This window comes from Micromonospora sp. WMMD714, from assembly GCF_029581315.1.
GTDB classification, from domain to species: Bacteria; Actinomycetota; Actinomycetes; order Mycobacteriales; family Micromonosporaceae; genus Micromonospora; species Micromonospora rifamycinica.
Genome location: NZ_CP120744.1, coordinates 1423088 through 1442041, shown reverse-complemented (window position 1 = coordinate 1442041; position 18954 = coordinate 1423088). Strand labels below are relative to the sequence as shown.

15 protein-coding genes are annotated in these 18954 nt (G+C 71.3%); 7 read left to right on the top strand and 8 right to left on the bottom strand.

Going from position 1 to position 18954, the window contains the following annotated elements; translation table 11 throughout:
- Positions 1 to 5: 5 nt before the first annotated feature.
- The 4 genes from O7625_RS06515 to O7625_RS06500 form a co-directional block, all read right to left on the bottom strand.
- A complete protein-coding gene (locus O7625_RS06515) occupies positions 6 to 1121 on the bottom strand; it encodes a type III polyketide synthase (RefSeq protein WP_084261148.1) in 1116 nt (371 codons plus the stop codon).
- A 125-nt stretch (positions 1122 to 1246) separates the two neighbouring features.
- Positions 1247 to 2008: a DUF3050 domain-containing protein gene (locus tag O7625_RS06510; protein WP_282345043.1), complete on the bottom strand. Its 762-nt coding sequence runs from the start codon at positions 2006 to 2008 to the stop codon at positions 1247 to 1249.
- A gap of 136 nt (positions 2009 to 2144) precedes the next feature.
- On the bottom strand, positions 2145 to 3728 hold the full coding sequence (locus O7625_RS06505) for an AMP-binding protein (protein WP_282345042.1): 1584 nt from the start codon (positions 3726 to 3728) through the stop codon (positions 2145 to 2147).
- 352 nt (positions 3729 to 4080) lie between these two features.
- Positions 4081 to 5100: a 4-hydroxy-3-methylbut-2-enyl diphosphate reductase gene (locus O7625_RS06500; RefSeq protein ID WP_282345041.1), complete on the bottom strand. Its 1020-nt coding sequence runs from the start codon at positions 5098 to 5100 to the stop codon at positions 4081 to 4083.
- Between the two features lie 1203 nt (positions 5101 to 6303).
- On the opposite strand from O7625_RS06500, the gene O7625_RS06495 reads away from it, so the two are divergent.
- The 6 genes from O7625_RS06495 (at position 6304) to O7625_RS06470 (ending at position 15168) form a co-directional block, all read left to right on the top strand.
- Positions 6304 to 9153 carry an AfsR/SARP family transcriptional regulator gene (locus O7625_RS06495; RefSeq protein WP_282345040.1) on the top strand — a complete coding sequence of 950 codons (2850 nt, stop codon included), beginning with the start codon at positions 6304 to 6306 and terminating at the stop codon, positions 9151 to 9153.
- 482 nt (positions 9154 to 9635) lie between these two features.
- Complete coding sequence (locus O7625_RS06490; protein ID WP_282345039.1) at positions 9636 to 10706, top strand: methyltransferase; 1071 nt, start codon at positions 9636 to 9638, stop codon at positions 10704 to 10706.
- A gap of 207 nt (positions 10707 to 10913) precedes the next feature.
- Positions 10914 to 11924, top strand: a complete 1011-nt coding sequence (locus tag O7625_RS06485; protein ID WP_282345038.1) for a methyltransferase — start codon at positions 10914 to 10916, stop codon at positions 11922 to 11924.
- Positions 11925 to 11929: 5 nt separating this feature from the next.
- On the top strand, positions 11930 to 12928 hold the full coding sequence (locus O7625_RS06480; RefSeq protein WP_282346825.1) for a class I SAM-dependent methyltransferase: 999 nt from the start codon (positions 11930 to 11932) through the stop codon (positions 12926 to 12928).
- A 79-nt stretch (positions 12929 to 13007) separates the two neighbouring features.
- The gene (locus tag O7625_RS06475) at positions 13008 to 13922 is read left to right on the top strand and encodes an aromatic prenyltransferase (RefSeq protein ID WP_067309254.1); all 915 of its coding nucleotides are present in this window, start codon (positions 13008 to 13010) and stop codon (positions 13920 to 13922) included.
- Positions 13923 to 13977: 55 nt separating this feature from the next.
- Positions 13978 to 15168 (top strand): cytochrome P450, encoded by a 1191-nt coding sequence (locus O7625_RS06470; protein WP_282345037.1) that lies wholly within the window; start codon positions 13978 to 13980, stop codon positions 15166 to 15168.
- 193 nt (positions 15169 to 15361) lie between these two features.
- Here the strand turns inward: O7625_RS06470 and wrbA are convergent, their stop codons facing one another.
- Entirely contained in the window at positions 15362 to 15970 is a 609-nt protein-coding gene (gene wrbA / locus O7625_RS06465) for an NAD(P)H:quinone oxidoreductase (RefSeq protein ID WP_282345036.1), read from the bottom strand.
- 44 nt (positions 15971 to 16014) lie between these two features.
- Positions 16015 to 16395 carry a DoxX family protein gene (locus O7625_RS06460; RefSeq protein ID WP_282345035.1) on the bottom strand — a complete coding sequence of 127 codons (381 nt, stop codon included), beginning with the start codon at positions 16393 to 16395 and terminating at the stop codon, positions 16015 to 16017.
- A gap of 153 nt (positions 16396 to 16548) precedes the next feature.
- On the opposite strand from O7625_RS06460, the gene sigJ reads away from it, so the two are divergent.
- Positions 16549 to 17484, top strand: a complete 936-nt coding sequence (gene sigJ, locus O7625_RS06455) for an RNA polymerase sigma factor SigJ (protein WP_282345034.1) — start codon at positions 16549 to 16551, stop codon at positions 17482 to 17484.
- Positions 17485 to 17511: 27 nt separating this feature from the next.
- Here the strand turns inward: sigJ and O7625_RS06450 are convergent, their stop codons facing one another.
- Together O7625_RS06450 and O7625_RS06445 are read right to left on the bottom strand one after the other, a co-directional pair.
- Positions 17512 to 17955, bottom strand: a complete 444-nt coding sequence (locus O7625_RS06450) for a hypothetical protein (RefSeq protein WP_282345033.1) — start codon at positions 17953 to 17955, stop codon at positions 17512 to 17514.
- Positions 17861 to 18943 carry a hypothetical protein gene (locus O7625_RS06445; RefSeq protein WP_282345032.1) on the bottom strand — a complete coding sequence of 361 codons (1083 nt, stop codon included), beginning with the start codon at positions 18941 to 18943 and terminating at the stop codon, positions 17861 to 17863. Before O7625_RS06445 ends, O7625_RS06450 begins: the two co-directional genes overlap by 95 nt.
- Positions 18944 to 18954 lie beyond the last annotated feature (11 nt).

The following is an 18954-nucleotide window of genomic DNA, read 5'->3' as shown; positions in this document are numbered from 1 at the left end:
TTCCCCTAGACCAGTTCCGGGTCGCGGTGCGGAATCGAAGCGTCGTCGCGGGTCAGGTCGAGCACCCCGAGCGGGTCGTCGCTCCAGCTGCCCACCGCCATCTCGGCGGTGATGCCGGGGCCGAAGCCCGCGACGATCCCGCTGGCGCCGGGCTGCGGCGGCTCCTCGTCGAAGAGCCGGCGGGCCGCGTCGAGGACGACCGCGCTGGCGATGTTGCCGTACTCGGTGAGGGTCGCCCAGCTGTGCCGGAACATCTCCCGGTCGACGTCGAGGAACTTGGCGAGGTCGTCGAGGATCCGGGGACCACCGGCGTGGATGAGGTAGAAGTCGAGCTTGCCGACGTCCCAGCCGTGGTCGCTGGTGAACTGGCGCAGTACCGGGGCGAGCGGTTCCATCGTGCCCGGCACCCGGCGGTCCAGTTGGAAGTGGAATCCGGTGGCCCGGACGGCGTAGGAGATCCAGTCCTCGGTGTTCGGGATCAGGTACGAGGCGTTGCGCTCCAGCGCGATGCCGACGCCGCCCCGGCCGCGGACCACGGCCGCCGCCACCGCGTCGCCGAACAGCCCGTCCGACAGCAGGGAGCCGACACCGTCGTCGTCCGGCTGGTAGCACAGCGAGCAGAGTTCGCAGGAGACGATCAGGACGTTGCCCCCGGGGTACGCCGTGCAGAAGTCGTGCGCCCGGTTGATCGCCGCCCCGCCGGCCGCGCAGCCGAGCTGCGCGATCGGGATCTGCCGGGTGTCCGACCGGAAACCCATCGTGTTGATCAGCCAGGCGGTCAGCGAGGGCATCAGGAACCCGGTGCACGACACGTAGATGATCGCGTCGATGTCGCGGGCGGCCACCCCGGCGTTGGCCAGGGCCTGTTCGATGACCTCCGGGCAGCGCTTCTTCGACTCGACCTCGTAGATCCGGTTGCGCTCCTCGAAGCCGGGGTGGCGCAGCGCCTGCTCGATCGGCTGGACGATGTGTCTCTTCCGGACCCCGGTGTTCTCGATCAGCCGGAGTGCGAGCGGGAGCTGCTCCTTACCGGCGTGGAGCGTCCTGGCGAAGTCCAGAGTCTCTTCCATGGTGACGACATGTTCCGGTACACCCACCGACGGCTTGCACAATGTAGGCATCTCTGGAATCCACTTCTATCGATGTTCGAGGGTCGCCGTGCGCTGGCCCGGTCGCGCCAGCCGGGCACCCAGGTCCCGGTTCCCCGCCGGCCGCACGCGGGCGCGACCGGCGGGGGCGTGATCGATCAACGAACGGCGTCGAACTCCGCGAGCACGCCGTCCCAGAGGCCGATGCGCGCCGTGATCGCCGCGACGCTGACGGCCGTGGCCTCGGCCTCGCGCTGCGGGTCGCCGGCACAGAGCGCGGCCAGCAGGCGCAGTGCCAGCGGCCCGTGCTCGTCGTGGTCGAGGGCGATGTGCCGGTCCAGGTAGTGCCGGAAGACCGGCGCGTTGGCGAGCACCTCGTCGACGTTGGCGCGGACCGCCGAGAAGACGTCGGGCAGCAGGTTCTCCCGGCCGTGGCAGAACGAGGACGCCACCTCGTGGGGCGCGCCGTTCATCGCCACGTCGAGGGTGTGGCCGACGAAGGCGCGGACGCTCGACGGGATCCGGTCGTCCTTGAGCGCCGCCATCGGGCCGACCCCGTTGTCGAGTGCGGCGAGGAACGCGTCGATCGGTCCGGTGTCGGCGCCGATCTCCTCCATCGCCCGCCGGTACAGCTCGAAGTGGCTGATGTAACCCCCGTCGATGTCCTCGTCGGTCTCCTCGGCCAGGACGATCTCCATGATGAACCGGCCGTGGTCGGCGTGCCCCCGGGGCCGCCAGGGCAGGCTCACCGAGGTCACCTCGGTCTGTAGCCGCTTGAGCAGGCTGAAGAAGTCCCACACCGCGAAGACGTGGTGCTTCATGAAGACCCGCAGCCGGTCCTCGGTGGTGATCTGCGCGTAGAGGGGGTGGGCGACCAGCCTGGCCCGTGCCGTTTCGAATTCAGCAAGCGCGGTCAACATCTTCTCCCGGTCAATCGAAGCGACGTCGTGGGTTTACCGATCCGGGTCCGTGGCCCCCGGCAGGCCGGCGACCTGACGGGGACCGGTCGGCGGCGTCGACGGTCCGGTCCGCCGCCGCCGGTGGGCTTGGTGGTGGTCAGCTCCGCTTCTCGAGTTCGCCCTGGAGCCGGTGCGCCAGCGCGATCCGCTGGACCTTCAGGGTGCCGGTCCGGGGCAGCTCGGCCTGGGGGAGCTGGATCGGTTCGGCCAGCTGCGGGAACCTGGCGGCGGCGGAGCGCCAGCGGTCCAGGTCCAGCGGCCGGTCGTCCTCGGTGCAGATGACCGGGACCGGCTCGGAGTTCGGCCCCGGCACCACGACCAGCTCGGTCAGCTCGTCGAGGGCGCCGAGCATGACGTCCTCGACCTCCAGGGCGCTGCGCAGCCCGGGGATCATGTCGACCTCCCGGTCGAACATGTGCAGGCAGCCGAGCTTGGTCCGGTAACCGACGTCCCCGGTCCGCCACCACTCGTCGGTCCGGTTGGTGTCGTACCGGTCCTGCTCGGCGAAGTAGGTCTTCGCCAGGCCGGGCCAGGCCACCTCGATGTAGCCGGGGTTCGTCTCCGACGGCCGCTTGCCGTCCCGGCTGACCACCCGGATCCGGGCGCAGCCCGGCATCGCCCACCCGACGCAGCGGCCGTTCGCCCGGTGGGCGGAGTTGCGGAAGTACGGCCGACCGACGGCCGGGCCGACCTCGCTCTGACCGTAGATCTGGAAGAACAGCGCGCCGCGCCGCTCGGAGGAGCGCAGCAGCCGGCTCATGGTCCTGGGGTGGATCGCGTCGAACGTCGTGCTGAAGTACTTGATCGAGGCGAACGGCTTCCGCCGGTCCTCGGTGAGTCGCTCCCACTCCATCAACGAGTTCGGCAGCACCTCGATGAACCCCGGCCGGTTCTCCAGGAACAGCTCGGCGACCCGTTCCGGATCGGACTCCCGCATCAGCAGTACGGGCATCTCGAAGAACAACGCCAACGCCATCGCCGCGAACATCCGCGAGTGCACGAAGGAGATGTGGATGGCGACGGTCTCCCGCTTGCGCATCAGCGACAGCAGCCGCCACTGCGGCGTGAGTCGGGCGCCCATGGTCTCCGGCGTGTGCACGACGAGCTTGGGCAGCCCGGTGGTCCCGGAGGTGTGGGTGATCATCGCGGCTTCGTCGAACTGCCGGGACACCGGCTCGACCCTCGGGGCCCCGGCGAGGTCGGCGAGCGACACCGCACCGGGGCGGCCACCGGCGACGGTGAGCACCCGGCGGGTGAGGTCGGCGAGCGGCACGTCGGCCAGCTCGTCGAGCTTGCGGTCGTCGGTGAGCAGGTTCGGCTGCTCCAGCCGGCCGAGGAGGGCGCCGATGGTCGCGGCGTCCAGGGCGGGCGAGAGCAGCACCGGCACCGCGCCGATCCGCGACGTGGCGGACGCCAGCACCCAGACGTCGAAGTTGGCGCTCTTGTAGATCGCGACGTGCTCGCCCGGTCGTACCCCGGCCGCCCACAGCCGACCCGCCAGGTCGTCCACGTGACCGGCGATCTGGGCGACCGTCAGCCGCCGGCCGGCGTCCGGGAGGACGTCCAGGTCGTGGTCGAGGGTGAGCAGTGTGGACGCGTTCCTGGCCGCGGCCAGCTGCGGCACGAGACCAAGGTGCAGACCGTCCTTCCGGATCGAGCTGTGGATCACGGAGCCCTTCATCTGAACCGCCTCCTCGGGGATTCCTGACGGCTGTGTGAGCCGTGGTTTCGTGCCGGTGCGTGCGAGGGACCTGTGTCGCGCGCGTCGCGGGCGCACCGGCCGGTGCGGAGCCGGTCGGCTCGGGTCGCCCTGCCGGGTGACCTGGCGAAGTCGTCCGGTCGGCGGGTCGCCCGGCGACCGGGGAGCCGGTCACCCACGCCGGTGGACCGACGGTGTGGATCGATGTAGCGCCCTCTTCCCGCTGCTGGATGCGCCTGTGTCGCCAAGCATCGAGCACCCTGCTTGACCAGGACTGTCCGGCGGCTTGGCGGCGGCTTGGCAGGCTCTTGGCCCGACCCGGCGGCCAGCCGGTTCATCCCCGCCCACCGGGTGCGCTCGGCCCGGCGCCGGTGCTCCCGCGCGGCGTCGCGAGGCTGCCGGGGAGGGAGAAGGTGATGTTCTCGGTCGCGGTGCGGACGACCTCGATCTCGTCGAAGCCGAGCCCGGCCAGCCGGTCGACCACCTGCTCGACGAGGAGTTCGGGCACGCTGGCGCCGGAGCTGAGCCCGACCGACCGGGCGCCGTCCAGCCAGCCGGGGTCCAGGTGGGTGACGTCGGGCAGCAGGTGGGCCGGGGTGCCGGTCCGGGCGGCGACCTCCACCATCCGTACCGAGTTGCTGGAGTTGGTCGAGCCGACGACCAGCACGACGTCGGCGACCGCGGCGATCTGCTTGACCGCGTTCTGCCGGTTCTGGCTGGCGTAGCAGATGTCGTCGCTGCCCGGCCCCTGGAGGTCGTCGAAGCGTTCCTCGAGCGCGGCGATGACCTCGGCGGTCTCGTCGAGCGAGAGGGTGGTCTGGGTCAGGTAGGCCACCGGTTCGTCGCGGGGCAGCTCCAGCCGGGCCACGTCCGCGACGTCGGCTACCACGATGGTGCGGTCGGGGGCCTCGCCGTAGGTGCCCTCCACCTCCTCGTGGTCGGCGTGCCCGATGAGCAGGATGGTGCGCTCGTCGCGGGCGTAGCGGCGGGTCTGCTGGTGCACCTTGGCCACCAGTGGGCAGGTCGCGTCGATGACGTCCAGGTGCCGGTCGGCGGCACGTTCACGGACCGTCGGGGACACCCCGTGGGCGGAGAAGACGCAGACGGCGCCGGTGGGCACCTCGTCCTCGGAGTCCACGAACACCACGCCGCGCCGTTCGAAGTCGCGGACCACGTAGTGGTTGTGCACGATCTGCTTCCGCACGTAGACCGGTGGCGGGTACCGACGGAGGGCCTCGTCGACGATCTCGATGGCCCGGCGCACCCCGGCACAGAAGCTCCGTGGTTCGGCGAGCACGACCCTTCCGCCGCCGTGGTGGCGGCCACCCTCGGGCGTCTTTTCTGCCTGGCGCATGAACGGGTCTCCAGCCGGTGTCGGTGATCGGCGACCAGTGGTCTGGTGCGTCTCGCTTTTCTGCCCGGTGTCCACGTATCTGTTGTCGACACATTTACGCCCGCGATCTCGCCGTGGGTGTCGACCGGACCGCTGGTCGTGAGAAGCGGGGAATGGAGGTGACGCGTCGTCGCCGTGCTCTCGATCTGCACGGTCGACGGAACTGCGTACCGTCGCCTGTTGCCAGCAGTCTCCGTGAGCCTGGCCAGGGGTGTCAAGAGGCTTCCATTGAAGTTGCCGACAACGCCGGGACCTGTTCCCGCACCTTCTTCCGGTGGTCGTGGCGGTCACCTTCGACCAGGAAACAATAGCGATACAACTATCGCTGCCTGTCGATTTGACTGGCTGGCGCGTACGGCGCTGGACCGAAAAGAAGCCACCCTCAAGTCAGCGCCAAGTTGACACCAAGTCGCCGGCAAGCGCGGTGACGGAAGATGGGTTGAGCGCCGGTTCGGTTCGGCGACCGCGAGCGCCGAACCGGGGGGGCGGTGGAGTCGGCGGTGCTCGCCGCCCTGCTGACGGCGCGAAGCGTCGTCCCGTGCGGGTCGCGGTCGGTGACCGTCGTTCCCGCCCGACGGCGACCGCCGTCGGTGGTGACGACCGGACGGCCGAGGCGGTGGGACCGTCGTGCCGCACCGGCGTGGTGCCGGTCGGTGCTGACGCCGAGGTGGTGGCCGGCTTCGCCCGAATGCTGCCAGCTGTTCCGTTCGCCCGCTCCGGAAAACGACCGTCGGAAATGCGTCAGACGGCACGGAGGCCACCGGGCCGATAGTGCGCGACCGCCGATAAGGATGCGCCGAAGTGGCGGCGGATCATCCGCCGGGCAGTGGGAACCCGGCAGTGTCGACCCGGCTAAAACATCGCCGAGCGTCTTTTGGTGATGTGAACGGGTGTCCGCTTCGCGGGACGCCGGGCGGCGATACCGTCGACGACCTGCATCGATTGTCGGGGTCGCGGTTCTTTATTGCCACCACCTCCGGTCGGCGGTAGCGTTTCGCCCGGCAACATGAGCGCAGCCTTGGTAGCCACGGGGAAGGGGCACGTCATGCGGCCTGCGGCCCAGGCCCACGAAGCGGGCAGGCGGGACCATATAACAGCCGGGACCATCGTACTGGACGTCTGTCGTTACAGTTCTTCCGTTGTGTGCGCCGGAAGTGTCGCCGCATGATCAACGTAGCAGTCGCCGGGGCTTCGAGTCGTACCGCGTCGGACTCCCTGCGGTGGGCCGAGGCGCAGGCCGCGAAGGCCCGGGGGGCCGGCCGCGTGCTGGCGGAGTTCCGCGCCCTGGGGCCGCTGGAAGCGGTGGTGGCGGGGCGGCTGGTCGACCTGGGCGCACCCAAGCAGCGCGCGTTGCTGGCGTTGCTGGTGAGTCGGGCCGGTCAGCCGGTGGCGGTCGAGGTGATCCTGGAGGCGTTGTGGGCGGAGCACCCGCCCCCGTCGGCGATGGCCTCACTCCAGGCGTACGTGGCCAACCTGCGCCGGGTGCTGGAGCCCGACCGGGCGCCCCGGACGCCGGCCACCGTGCTGCGCACCTGCCCGCCCGGCTACCTGCTGGACAAGCGGGTCATCGACGTCGACGTCCAGCGGTTCAGCGGGCACGCCACGGCGGGTTGGCAGGCGTGGGACCGGGGTGACGCGCAGCAGGCGCTGCGGGAGTTCGAGGTCGCGCTGGCGCTCTGGCGCGGCCAGGCCTACGCGGAGGTGGCCAACGCGCCGTGCGTCGTGCCGGAGGTGGCCCGACTGGAGGAGCTGCGATTGTCGGTGGTCGAGGCGCGCTGCGCGGCGCTCCTGGCGGTCGGCGCCCACGAGGTGGCGGTCGCCGAACTGGACGCCTTCGTGCACGCCTACCCGCTGCGGGAGTACGGCTGCGAGCTGTTGAGCCTCGCGTTGTACCGGGCGGGCCGGCAGGCCGACGCCCTGGGGGTGCTGCGGGCGATCCAGCGGCGGTTGGCCGAGGAGCTGGGCATCGATCCGCGACCGGCGTTGCAGCATCTCGAACGCGAGATCCTCAACCAGGTGCCCGCGCTGGAGTGGCGTCCGGTCCCGCCGGTCGCCGCGCAGGCCGTACCCGATCGGCCCGCCGCCACGGTGCGGGGGCGGACGACCGGAGCGCTGCCGCCGGCCCCGCCCCCGGCGGCGGACGGCGAGGTCTTCGTCGGCCGGGAGGTGGCCCTGCGCCAACTGCTCGAGGCGATGTCCGGGACGGCCGCCCGGGGCCGGGTGGTGACCGTCTCCGGGGAACCGGGCATCGGCAAGACCAGCCTGCTCCGCCGGTTCGCCACGCTGGCCGGGGCGCCGGTGCTCTGGGGCAGCTGCCCGGAGCACGTCACCGCGCCACCGCTGTGGCTGTGGGAGCAGATCCTGCGCGCGGCCGGCACCTGCTTCCCGCAGCATCCCGTGCCCGAGCCGGTGGCCGAGCTGCTCAACGGCGACCTCCAGCAGATGGTGGACGGCACCGAGGTGGCCACTGCCACCCTGCGCCGGTTCGAGGCGATCGTCCACTACCTGACGGACGCGGCCCAGGCCGCACCGCTGGTGGTCGTCCTCGACCACCTGCACCGGGCCGATCCCAGCTCGCTGCGGCTGCTGGCGCACCTGGCCGAGTCGGTGCCGGCGAACCGGCTCCTGCTCGCGGTCTCCTACCGGTCCGGCGAGGCGGCGACCCTGGCCGACACGTTGGCCGCGCTGGCCCGCTCGGAGATGACCCGGATAGCGCTCGACGGTCTGACCACCCGGGAGACCCGGTCGCTGGCGAGCGCCATCCTGCGCCACGAGATCAGCGTGTCGACCGCCGAGGCGCTCTGGCAGCGCACCGAGGGCAACCCGTTCTTCCTGCGGGAGCTGATCAAGCTGTTGACCACCGAACAGCGGCTCGCCCAACCGCACACGGTGCCGGTGCCGATGCCGGTCCGCGAGGTGGTGCTCCGCCGGGTCGCCTGCCTGCCGCAGCCGGTGGTGGACGTGTTGTCGGTCGCCGCCGTCGCCGGTCGGCACTTCGACATCGAGGTGGTCGCCGAGGCGGCCTCGGTCGAGATCGAGGCGGCACTGGAGATCATGGACACCGCCGGCGCGGCGGGCCTGATCGTCGAGGACCAGCAGCGGCTGGGGTGGTTCCGGTTCACCCACGCCCTGGCCGCCGAGGCGCTCTACGAGACGACCGGCCGGCTGCGCCGGGTCCGGCTGCACCGACGGATCGGAGTGGCGGCCGCCTGTGCCTGGGCGGGCGACCCGGACCGGACGGCCGAGATCGCCCGGCACTGGCTGCTGGCTGCCGAACTCGATCCCTCCGCCGCCGCCCACGCCGCCGCCCACGCCGCCACCGCGGCCCGGGCGGCCGACGCGCGCGGGGCGTTCGGGGAGGCCGCGGCCCTCTGGCGGCAGGCCCTGGCCGCCGCCGACCTGGCCCAACGGGAGGACACCGACCGGTACCCCCTGCTGCTGGGCCTGGGCGTCAGTCTGTACCGCGCGGGCAACCCGCAGGACGGGCTGCCCGCGTTCCTCCAGGCCATCGAGGAGTCCCTGGTGGACGACGGCGTGGACACCTCCCGACCGGCCGCCGCGGCGGTGGCGGCGCTCGGCGAGCCGCTCTGGCGTCAGGCCGCCGACGGCGAGGTCGGCCGTCGGCTCGTCGAGGTGCTGGAGCGCGCGCTGTCCCGGGTGACCGGTCGGGCGCAGCGTGCCCTGCTGCTCTCCTGCCTGGCCGTGGCCTGCCCGTCCGACGGTGACCAGGCCCGCCGGGTCGCCCTGTCGGACGAGGCGCTGACGCTGGCCCGGTTCGTGGACGACCCCGTGGTGTTGGCCCGGGTCCTGCTGCTGCGGGTGTCGGCGCTCGACGGGGCCGGCCACCGCGACCGGCGTCACCGGGCGGTCACCGAACTGCTGGCGTTGCCCGACCTGCCGCCGGCCCTGGCGATCCGGGTCCGGCAGCTCCGCGCCCAGGCGGATCCTCCGCTCGACGTCGCCGGAGAGGGTCCTGCGGTGGAGTTGGTGACGGGCGAGGCGGCCGGGGCATGACGGCGGCTCCCCGGCGGGTGGACGGCCGCCAAGCCAACGCCAACCCGTCGGCCAGTGCCGGCCAAGCCCGGTGGCCGATGCTCGACGGGATACGGAGTACGGGAGGGCGGGCCATAGCTGGTCACCGATCGACGGGGGCGCTGTCGCGCCGCAGCCGGGGTGCCCGTCGGGCCGGCTGTCCACGGCCGGAACCCGTCCGCGCCGGCCGGGCCGGGCCGCAGGCGGATCTCCGGATCCTGCCCGGGCGGGGCGGGGTGGTCCCGCCGGTGCCGTCGTGGACGCGCGTCCGGGGTGGTGCCCGGTGGGCGTCGGTGGGCCGCCGGCCGCCCGGCCGTGAACCCGGCGTCGCCAGACCGGACCGGTGACCCCGGCCGCCTGCGTCCACCCCGCTGGACCGTCGCACGTCGGTGGGCACCCCGTGGTGGTGCCGGTGTCACCTGTCGCATCGCGTGGAGCAGAAACAAACTCGAAGGGATCAGTACATGACGCCAGAAGCCACTCTCGCCCGGTTTCGCGAGTACATGGTGGGACCGACGCGGTTCATGAATCTGCTGTCCTGTTTCGAACTCGGTCTGGTCGACCGGCTGCGGGACAATCCGGGTCTGACGGCGGTCAAGCTCGGTGATGCGGTCGGGGTGAAGCCGGATGCGGTGGAGCAGTTGTTGCAGTTGCTGGTGAAGGAGGGCTTCGTCGCGTACGACGAGGGCTCCGGCGCCTACTCGCTGGCCGCGCTGGGCGACGTCGCCGAGGCCGACCTGCGGCGGGCGCTCGCCTACATGAACCTGATCAAGGTGGTCGCGCTCCGGCAGGTCTACTACCTCACCGAGAGCGTACGGACCGGCCAGGTCGTCGGGCTGAAGGAGCTGTACGGGTTCGACGGCAACCTGTACGGCGCGGTGGCCGAGCACCAGGACCTGCGTGACTCGTGGTTGACGCTGATGAACCGGGTGACCGCCAACATCGATCCCTGGTTCTTCGCGAACATCGACGTCCCGGCCGGTGCGCAGGTGCTCGACCTGGCCGGGAACACCGGCCTCGGTGCGATCCACACCTATCGGATGAAGACCTCGCCGGGTCTGCGGGTGACGACGTTCGACCTGCCCGAGAAGGAGGAGGAGTGCCTGCGGAACTTCCGTGAGCACGGCGTCGAGGAGCACTGCTCGTTCGTCGGCGGCGACGTCTTCGCGAGCATCCCCGGGGGCTTCGACGTGGTGCTGATCAAGCACTTCCTGGACATGTTCGACAAGGAGGAGGTGTTCCGGATCCTCACCGGGGTGCACCGGTCGCTGAACGTCGGCGGTCAGGTCAACATCCTGGTGCCGGTGTACCCCGAGGACATCACGGACTCGGACAACTACAACGTCGACTTCTTCCCGAGCTTCTTCCTCGGCTGCACGATGGGTCAGGGCGGGCCGCAGAAGCTGTCGACGTACCGGAGCTGGCTGGAGGAGTGCGGGTTCACGGTCACGAAGGCGGTCACCAAGGACTCCGCCGAGGTGCCGCCGGACGTCATCCCCGTGCAGGCCATCCTGTCCGCCACGAAGACCGCCTGACCGGCCCGGGTGCCGGCCGACCCCCGTCGCCCGGGTGGCCCCGCCGACCGGCCCCGCCACCGGGTGCCGTCGCCGACCGGGGTGCCCGCCGGTGCGGTCGGCGACGTCGACGTGACCGACCGAACCAACCCGAAGGGAGCTAGCGCAATGACGCCAGAAGCCACTCTCGCCCGGTTTCGCGAGTACATGGTGGGACCGACGCGGTTCATGAATCTGCTGTCCTGTTTCGAACTCGGTCTGGTCGACCGGCTGCGGGACAATCCGGGTCTGACGGCGGTCAAGCTCGGTGATGCGGTCGGGGTGAAGCCGGATGCGGTGGAGCAGTTGTTGCAGTTGCTGGTGAAGGAGGGCTTCGTCGCGTACGACGAGGGCTCCGGCGCCTACTCGCTGGCCGCGCTGGGCGGCGTCGCCGAGGCCGACCTCGAACGGGCGCTCGCCTTCATGGGCATGATCAAGGTGGCCATGCTCCGGCAGATGTTCTACCTGACCGAGAGCGTGCGGAGCGGCAGCCTGGTCGGGCTCAAGAAGTTCTACGACTTCGACGGCACGCTCTTCGACGCGGCGGCCGTGCACGAGGACATCCGCGACTCGTGGGGCCGGCTGGCGCAGCTGGAGACCGGCAACGTCTACGGCTGGTTCTTCCAGAACCTCGACATCCCGGCCGGCTCGCGGGTGCTCGACCTGCTCGGCGGGAACGGCCTCGGGTCGATCATGACCTACCGGATGAAGGCGTCACCGGGGCTGCACGTGACGAACTTCGACGCGCCCGAGAAGGAAGCGGAGTCGCTGCGCAACTTCCGGGAGCACGGCGTCGAGGAGCACTGCTCGTTCGTCGGCGGCGACGTCTTCACCGACGTCCCGGCGGGCTTCGACCTGGTGCTGATCAAGCACTACCTCGACATGTACGACAAGGACGACGTCCTCAAGATCCTCAAGAGTGCCAACGGGGCGCTGGAGGTGGGCGGTCAGCTCGTCATCCTGGCCCCGGTCTACCCCGAGGACATCACCGACCCCGACGACTCCCAGATCGACTTCTTCCCGACCTTCCTGCTCGGCTGCGCCACCGCCCAGGGCGGGTTGCAGAAGGTGTCGACGTACCGGAGCTGGCTGGAGGAGTCCGGGTTCGAGCTGACCCGGGTGGTCGGCAAGAACCCCGCCGACATCCCGCCGGACGCCATCCCGAAGCGGTTCATCATGTTCGCGACGAAGACCGCGTGACCAGCATGGACACCCGGCAACCCACCCCCGACCGCATCATGCACATCGCCAACGGCTACTGGGCCACCGGCATCCTCGGCGCGGCGGCGGGCCACGCGATCTTCACCCATCTGGAGGCCGGCGCGGGCACCGCGGCCGAGCTGGCGGTCCGGGCCGACATCTCCGAGCGGGGCGCGCAGACCCTCCTCGACGGGCTGCTCGGCCTCGGCCTGGTCGAGCTGCACGACGGCCGCTACCGCAACACCGCCGAGTCGAGCACCTACCTGGTCGAGGGGCGACCCACCAGCCTGAGCGAGTTCGCCAAGCTCAAGATGACCCACATGGGCAGCCTGGCGGACCTGTCGGAGGTGGTCCGCGCGGGCGGCCCGATCAGGAACGCGACGGTGGAGGTCGCCGACAATCCCCACTGGGAGAAGGTGGTCACGGCCATCGCCGCCCAGTCCACCCCGGTCACGGCGATCGTCGCCGACCTGCTGGGGCTGGCGGACGCCGGGGAGATCTCGATCCTGGACCTGGGTGGCGGCTCGGGGATCTTCTCGGCCGCCTGGCTCGGGCTGAACCCGGCCGCCCGGTCCACCCAGCTCGACTGGGGACCGATCAACGCGATCGCCCGCCGGCTGGTCGCCGAGCGGGGCGTGGCCGACAGGTTCACCTGCGTCGACGGCGACTTCCACCACACCGAGGTGGCAACCGCCGCGTACGACGTCGTGGTGTACTCCCACGTGGCCCACCAGGAGGGGCCGGACGACAACACCGCCCTCTTCGCGAAGGTGCGCGCCGCCCTCAAGCCGGGCGGCACGCTGGTCGTCTGTGACTACGTCGTCGACGACGACCGGAGCGGCCCGTCCTTCGCGTTGATCTTCGCCGGGGAGATGCTGCTCAAGAGCAAGCACGGCGGGACCTGGCGGCGCTCCGACTACCGGGACTGGCTGGTCAAGGCCGGCTTCGAGGACGTCACGTTCCACTCCACCCCGTCGCCCACCACGGTGGTCCTCGCCCGCTAGCGAGCACCCCCACCCACGCCTGCGCCGCCGACGGGTCGGCCCGCCCGCGGAGGCGCTGATCTGGACACCTGGAGGATGAATGTCCGAGCCTGCCGAGTCGGCACAACTCTATTCCGCCATCGAGGAGTCGGCGCGACTGTTGGAGGTGCCCTGTTCGCGGGAGCGGGTCTGGCCCATCCTGAGCGCGTACGCCGACTCCCTGCCGAAGGCCGTCATCGCGCTCCGGGTGGCCACCGGAGCGCGCTACCGGGGCGACCTGGACTGGCGCTTCACCGTGGGCAGCGACGTCGACCCGTACGCGGTGGCGCTGTCGAACGGGCTCACCGAGAAGACGGACCACCCGGTCGGCACGCTGCTGGCCGAGATCAGCGAGCGCTGCCCGATCGCCAGCTACGGGATCGACTTCGGGGTGGCCGGCGGTTTCAAGAAGATCTACCTCTTCTTCCCGCCGGACGGCATGCAGTCGCTGTCCACCCTCGCCGAACTGCCCTCGATGCCCCGGAGCCTGGCCGACAACGTCGACCTCTTCGCCCGGCGCGGCCTCGGCGACAAGGTGAACACGTTCGGCATCGACTACCGGCACCGCACGGTGAACGTGTACTTCGGCGGGCTGCCCGACGAGTGCCTCGAACCGGCGGGTGTCCTGTCGATGACCCGGGAGCTCGGCCTGCCGGATCCGGGTGAGCAGATGCTCCGGCTCGGCCGGCAGGCGTTCGGCATCTACGCCAGCCTGGGCTGGGAGTCCTCGGCGGTGGAGCGCTTCTGTTTCGCCGTGATGGCGTCGGACTCGTCGTCCCTTCCCGTCCCGCTCGAACCGGAGATCGAGCAGTTCCTCAAGGGGCTGCCGAACAACGCCGCCGACAGCAGGTTCGTGTACTACGCGGGGGTGTCGTCGACCGGCGAGGAGAACTACAAGGTCCAGTCCTACTACAACTGGCAGCCCCGGATGCTCGATCAGATGCTCCTGTCCGACTCGGGCGAGACCCGCGCCTGAGTGCTCCGTCCGCCGGGGAGCCGCACCGATTCGCGAGATGAGAAGGAGGAAACCGATGAGCGACTCTCCGGCTGTCCTGGAGTTCACGGGCACCGCGCAGGACGACGTCACGTCGGTGCACACCGCCGGCCCGGTCCGGCAGGTGCGGCTGCCCAACGGCGTGCCGGTCTGGCTGGTCACCCGGCACGCCGAGGTGCGCGAGGCGCTGAGCGATCCGCGCCTGTCCAACCACGACCGCAACGACTGGTTCGACCAGGGGGCGCTGCCCCCGCAGGTGCGGTCCGCGATGAACACCTCGATGCTGCGCCTCGATCCGCCGGACCACACCCGGCTGCGCAAGCTGATCGCCAAGGCGTTCGTGCCCCGGCGGATCGAGGCGCTGCGACCCCGGGTCGGGCAGCTCACCGGTGACCTGCTGGACCGGATGGCGGCCGGGTCCGCCGAGGTCGACGTCATCACCGGGTACGCCTCGCCGCTGCCCATCCAGGTGATCTGCGAGCTGCTCGGGGTGGCGGTGGAGGACCGGGCGAACTACCGGGAGTGGGCGGACGCCTTCGCCGCCGGCCTGGGTGCGCCGGTCTTCCCGGTCCAGGCGGTCACCGACTTCGTGGAGCACCTGCAGGGGCTGATCGCCCGTCGTCGGGCCGAACCGGACGACGCGCTGCTGTCGGCGCTGATCGCGGCGCGGGACCAGGCCGACCGGCTCACCGAGGACGAGCTGATCTCGACGGCCTTCCTGTTCATCGTCGCCGGCCACGAGACCACGACGAACCTGATCGGCAACGGCCTCTACCTGCTGTTGCGGAATCCGGAGCTGGCCGACCGGATCCGGGCGCACCCCGAGGAGCTGCCCCGGGCCATCGAGGAGTTCCTGCGGTACGAGAGCCCGGTGACCGGTGCCTCGCTGCGTACGGCCACCGCGGCGATGAACCTGTTCGGGGCCGAGGTGGCCGCCGGGGACCTGGTGATGATGTCCCTGCACGCGGCCAACCGGGACGGCACCGCGTTCCCCGACGCCGACGGGTTCCTGATGGACCGCGAGCGCAACCCGCACCTGTCGTTCGGCTACGGCATCCACTTCTGCATGGGTGCGCCGCTGGCCCGGCTGGAGGCGCAGGTCGCCATCGGGGAGTTCCTGGCCCGCTTCCCACAGGCCCGCCTGGCGGTGGACGCGGACGCCGTGCAGTGGCGACCGGGCCTGCTCACCCGGGGTCTGGCCGCCCTACCGGTCCGGCTCCACGGCTGACCGCCCACCGGCGGCGCGGAGACGACCGGGCCGGCCGGATCACCGGGTGGTGACCGGTCGGCGCGGGTGGCAAGCGCCGTAACCGGTTCCCGACACGACGACGGGTGCCCCCCACCCGGTCCGGTCGAGATCGCGCGGATCTCGACCGCCGGGGTGCGGGGGCACCCGTCGTCGTGCTGCTGCCCGGGGCCGGTCAGGCGGGGCGGCCGGCCTTCAGCGCGGCGGCGGTGTCGACCACGCGCCGTGCCTGGTAGCGGGCCGCCTGGAGGGTGACGTCACCGGGCGGGCCGCTGCCGACCACGTGCGAGGTGCCGTAGGGGTTGCCCGACTGGAACTGGATGGGGTCGGTGTAGCCGGGCGGCACGATGATCCCGCCCCAGTGGTAGAAGACGTTCGACAGCGCCAGGAGGGTGGACTCCTGCCCGCCGTGGGGGGTGTTGGAGGCGGTGAAGGCCGAGTAGACCTTGTTGGAGAGCTTGCCGTGGAACCACAGCGGCCCGAGGGTGTCGATGAACGCCTTGAGCTGGCTGGACACGTTGCCGAACCGGGTCGGGGTGCCGAACAGGGCCGCGTCGGCCCAGTCCAGGTCGTCGCCGCTGACCACGTCGACGTCGGCGGTGTCCCGGATGTGCTGCGCCCACTCCTCCTTGGCGTTGATCGCCTCGGCCGGGGCCGTCTCGGCGACCTTGCGCAGGCGGACGTTCGCGCCGGCCTTCTCCGCGCCCTCGGCCGCGGCCTTGGCCAGCGTGTGCACGGTGCCGGTGGCACTGTAGTAGACGATCGCGAGGTTGACTGGTTCCATGATCGTTTTCTCCCGGTCGGATGGTCGTTCGGTGTGGTCGTGGATCAACTGGTGAAGGAGTGCGGGCCGAAGCGACCCCAGGCGACGACCGCGGCCAGGAGCAGCAGCACGACGTTCACCACGGCGGTCTTGGCGTCCCTGCGACGGAGGCAGGCGATGGCCGCGCCGGCCATCAGCAGCACCAGACCGACCGCCGCCAGCGGCACCAGCACCGGGGCGATGTCGAGTACGGCGGGCAGGATCAGCCCCACCGCGGCCAGGATCTCGAGGACCCCGATGGCCTTGATGACGGTCGGGCTGAAGTCGTCCAGGACCGCGTAGCCGGAGGCGACCAGCTTCTCCTTGGACTGGACCAGCTTCATGACGCCACTGGCCAGGAAGATCACGGCCAACAGCCCGGCAATGATCCACAGGGCGAGGTTCATGAGGGGGTTCTCCTCGCAGGTTGCTGGGATAGTGTTCGGTTCACTGGTACGACGAAGCAGCCCTCCCGAATGTCAGGCGGCGCGTCCGGTCCGCATCCCGGCGTCGACCGTCGCACCGGTGGGCAGAGAGCGACCGAGGGAGCCGGCGGCAGCATGACCAACCCCACCGCGCCGGGGCTCGACTGGCCCGATCCGGCCCTCGGCGGGCTCATGAGCGAGCGGGGCCGGCTCCTCGGTCTGGCGTACCGGTTGCTCGGTTCCCTCGCCGACGCCGAGGACGTCGTGCAGGAGACGTACGCCCGCTGGTACGCCCTGTCCCCGGCGCAGCGGGCGGCGATCCGGTCCCCCGGGGCCTGGCTGACCAGGGTCGCCGGTCGGATCTGCCTCGACCTGCTCGGCTCGGCCCGGGCGCGACGGGAACGCTACGTGGGGGAGTGGATTCCGGAGCCGCTGCCCGACCACGCGGACTGGCCCGGCGACCGGGCCGGTGCCACCCCGGTCGACCCGGTCGACCGGGTGACCCTCGACGAGTCGATCAGCATGGCCTTCCTCGTCGTGCTGGAGTCGACCACCCCGGCCGAGCGGGTCGCGTTCATCCTGCACGACGTCTTCCGCTACTCCTTCGCCGAGGTGGCCGAGGTCGTCGGCCGTACCCCGGCGGCGTGCCGCCAGCTGGCCTCGTCGGCCCGCCGCCGGGTCCGGGAGTCCACGGCTCCCCCCGTGCCGGTCGCCCGTCAGGCCGACCTCGTGCGGGCCTTCAAGCAGGCGTGGGAGGCCACCGACATCGACGCGCTCGTGGGTCTGCTGGCCCCCGACGCCACCGCGACCGGCGACGGCGGCGGGCTGGTCCGGGCCGAGCTCCGTCCGGTCGAGGGCGCCGAGCGGATCGCCCGGTTCTTCGCGGGTCGGGCCGGCCCGGCCGCCGGTGTCACCATCCTGGAGCGCACGGTCAACGGTCGGCCCGGTCTGGTGGCGCAGCTGGACGGCGGCGTCGGCGCGGTGCTGGCGTTCGACGTCGCCGGTGACCGGATCACCCGCATCTGGACGATCCTCAACCCCGAGAAGCTCCGTTCCTGGGCCACAGCCTGACCTGTGCGGGCCCGCCCACCCGGCCGGTCACATGTGGGGCAGGAAGCTGTCGACCGGGCGTCCCGTCCGCAGGTGACCCTCGTACGCCTCGAGCCAGATCCGCCCCTTCATCGCGACCAGGTAGAGCGTGTTGTTCGGTACCCAGAGGCTGTCCTTGAAGTGGCAGACCTTGGTCCGGTCGTCCCGCAGACCGAGGGTGTGCATCGACGCGCTCGCCTCCGTGATCCACCTGCCGTGATGGTCGGTCAGCGGATGCGGCACCGCGACGACCATGTCGGGGCACCTGTTCGGAAAGGCCGCCGGGACGTAGATCCGCAGCACGTAGGACCGCCCGGAGTTCGTGGTGACCGGCCCCTCCACGAAGGTCGACTGCGGATCAGTCGGGTTGAACCACGTCAGGGTCGGGAAGTAGTGCCCCAGGATCAGCCTCTCCTGTGCCAGCCGCTGCCGCTGGAACGGGGTCCATGACATCCGCCCTCTCCTCACTGGTCGGGATCGTGTGCGGGGTGTGGGCCGGGTCCTCGGTCGCGCCCCGGCCGGTCAGGCCGCGTACCTCCCGGAGGAGGTCCTCCGGCCGGTCCGGGTGGGCCGTGTCGACCGGCTCGCGTCCGCCGTCGGGGGACACGAGTTCCGGCCGCCGGTCCGGGAAGCCGTCGGGAAAGGCGACCGCGTACCGTCCGCCGTCGGTGGTGAAGCGGTACGTCAACTCGCCGCTGTCGGCGTTCACGGTGATCGCCGTCGACGGGTACGCCCGCCGGCCGATCTCGTCGAGCCGGAGCAGGAAGTCCCGCCCCCACCCGGTGGAGTACCAGGCCGTCGGCTCCGCGTGCCGGACCGGGGCGTGGGCCGTGCCCGGCACCACCCACCACGACCCCGCCCGGCGCGGGGTCGGCCGGGTCGCCCCCGCCTGCTCGGCGGTCGTCGAGATCGGACTCCGCCCGGACAGCACCGACCAGCGCCCCCGGCGCGGCTCGGCACGGCCGGCCTCGAACAGGTAGGCGTGCAGCACCACCACCTCGCCGCCCCGACGGGCGGACCGGCCGTCGGCCGGGTCGACGCGCCGCACGCCCTCCCCCGGCGGGACGTCGTCCGCGTCGCGCAGGGTGGCGATGCAGGTCAGGAAGCGCGGGAAACCGGTGGTCTGCAACGTCCGGTGGACCGTCGCCGCATCGCCGCCGCTGGGTCGTTCCAGGCCGATCCGGTGGTGCGAGTGCCAGTCGCCGATGTGTTGCAGCCCGTGGTCGTGCTGGAGTCGCCCGCCGCTGTCCCGGAGGTAGTCGACGTCCTGGAAGAACGCCGCGCTCCGGTGGCGGGCGCGCGGCCCCGGCCCCAGCACGACCTGGATCGCCGGTGACCCGCTGTGCGTCCAGAAGCCGAAGAGGTTGCCGCCGGTCTCGATGTCCGGGTGGTCGAGCACCCAGGCCGCGATGTGGTCGAGGTCGGCTTCGTAGACCGTCACCCGGAAGTCGG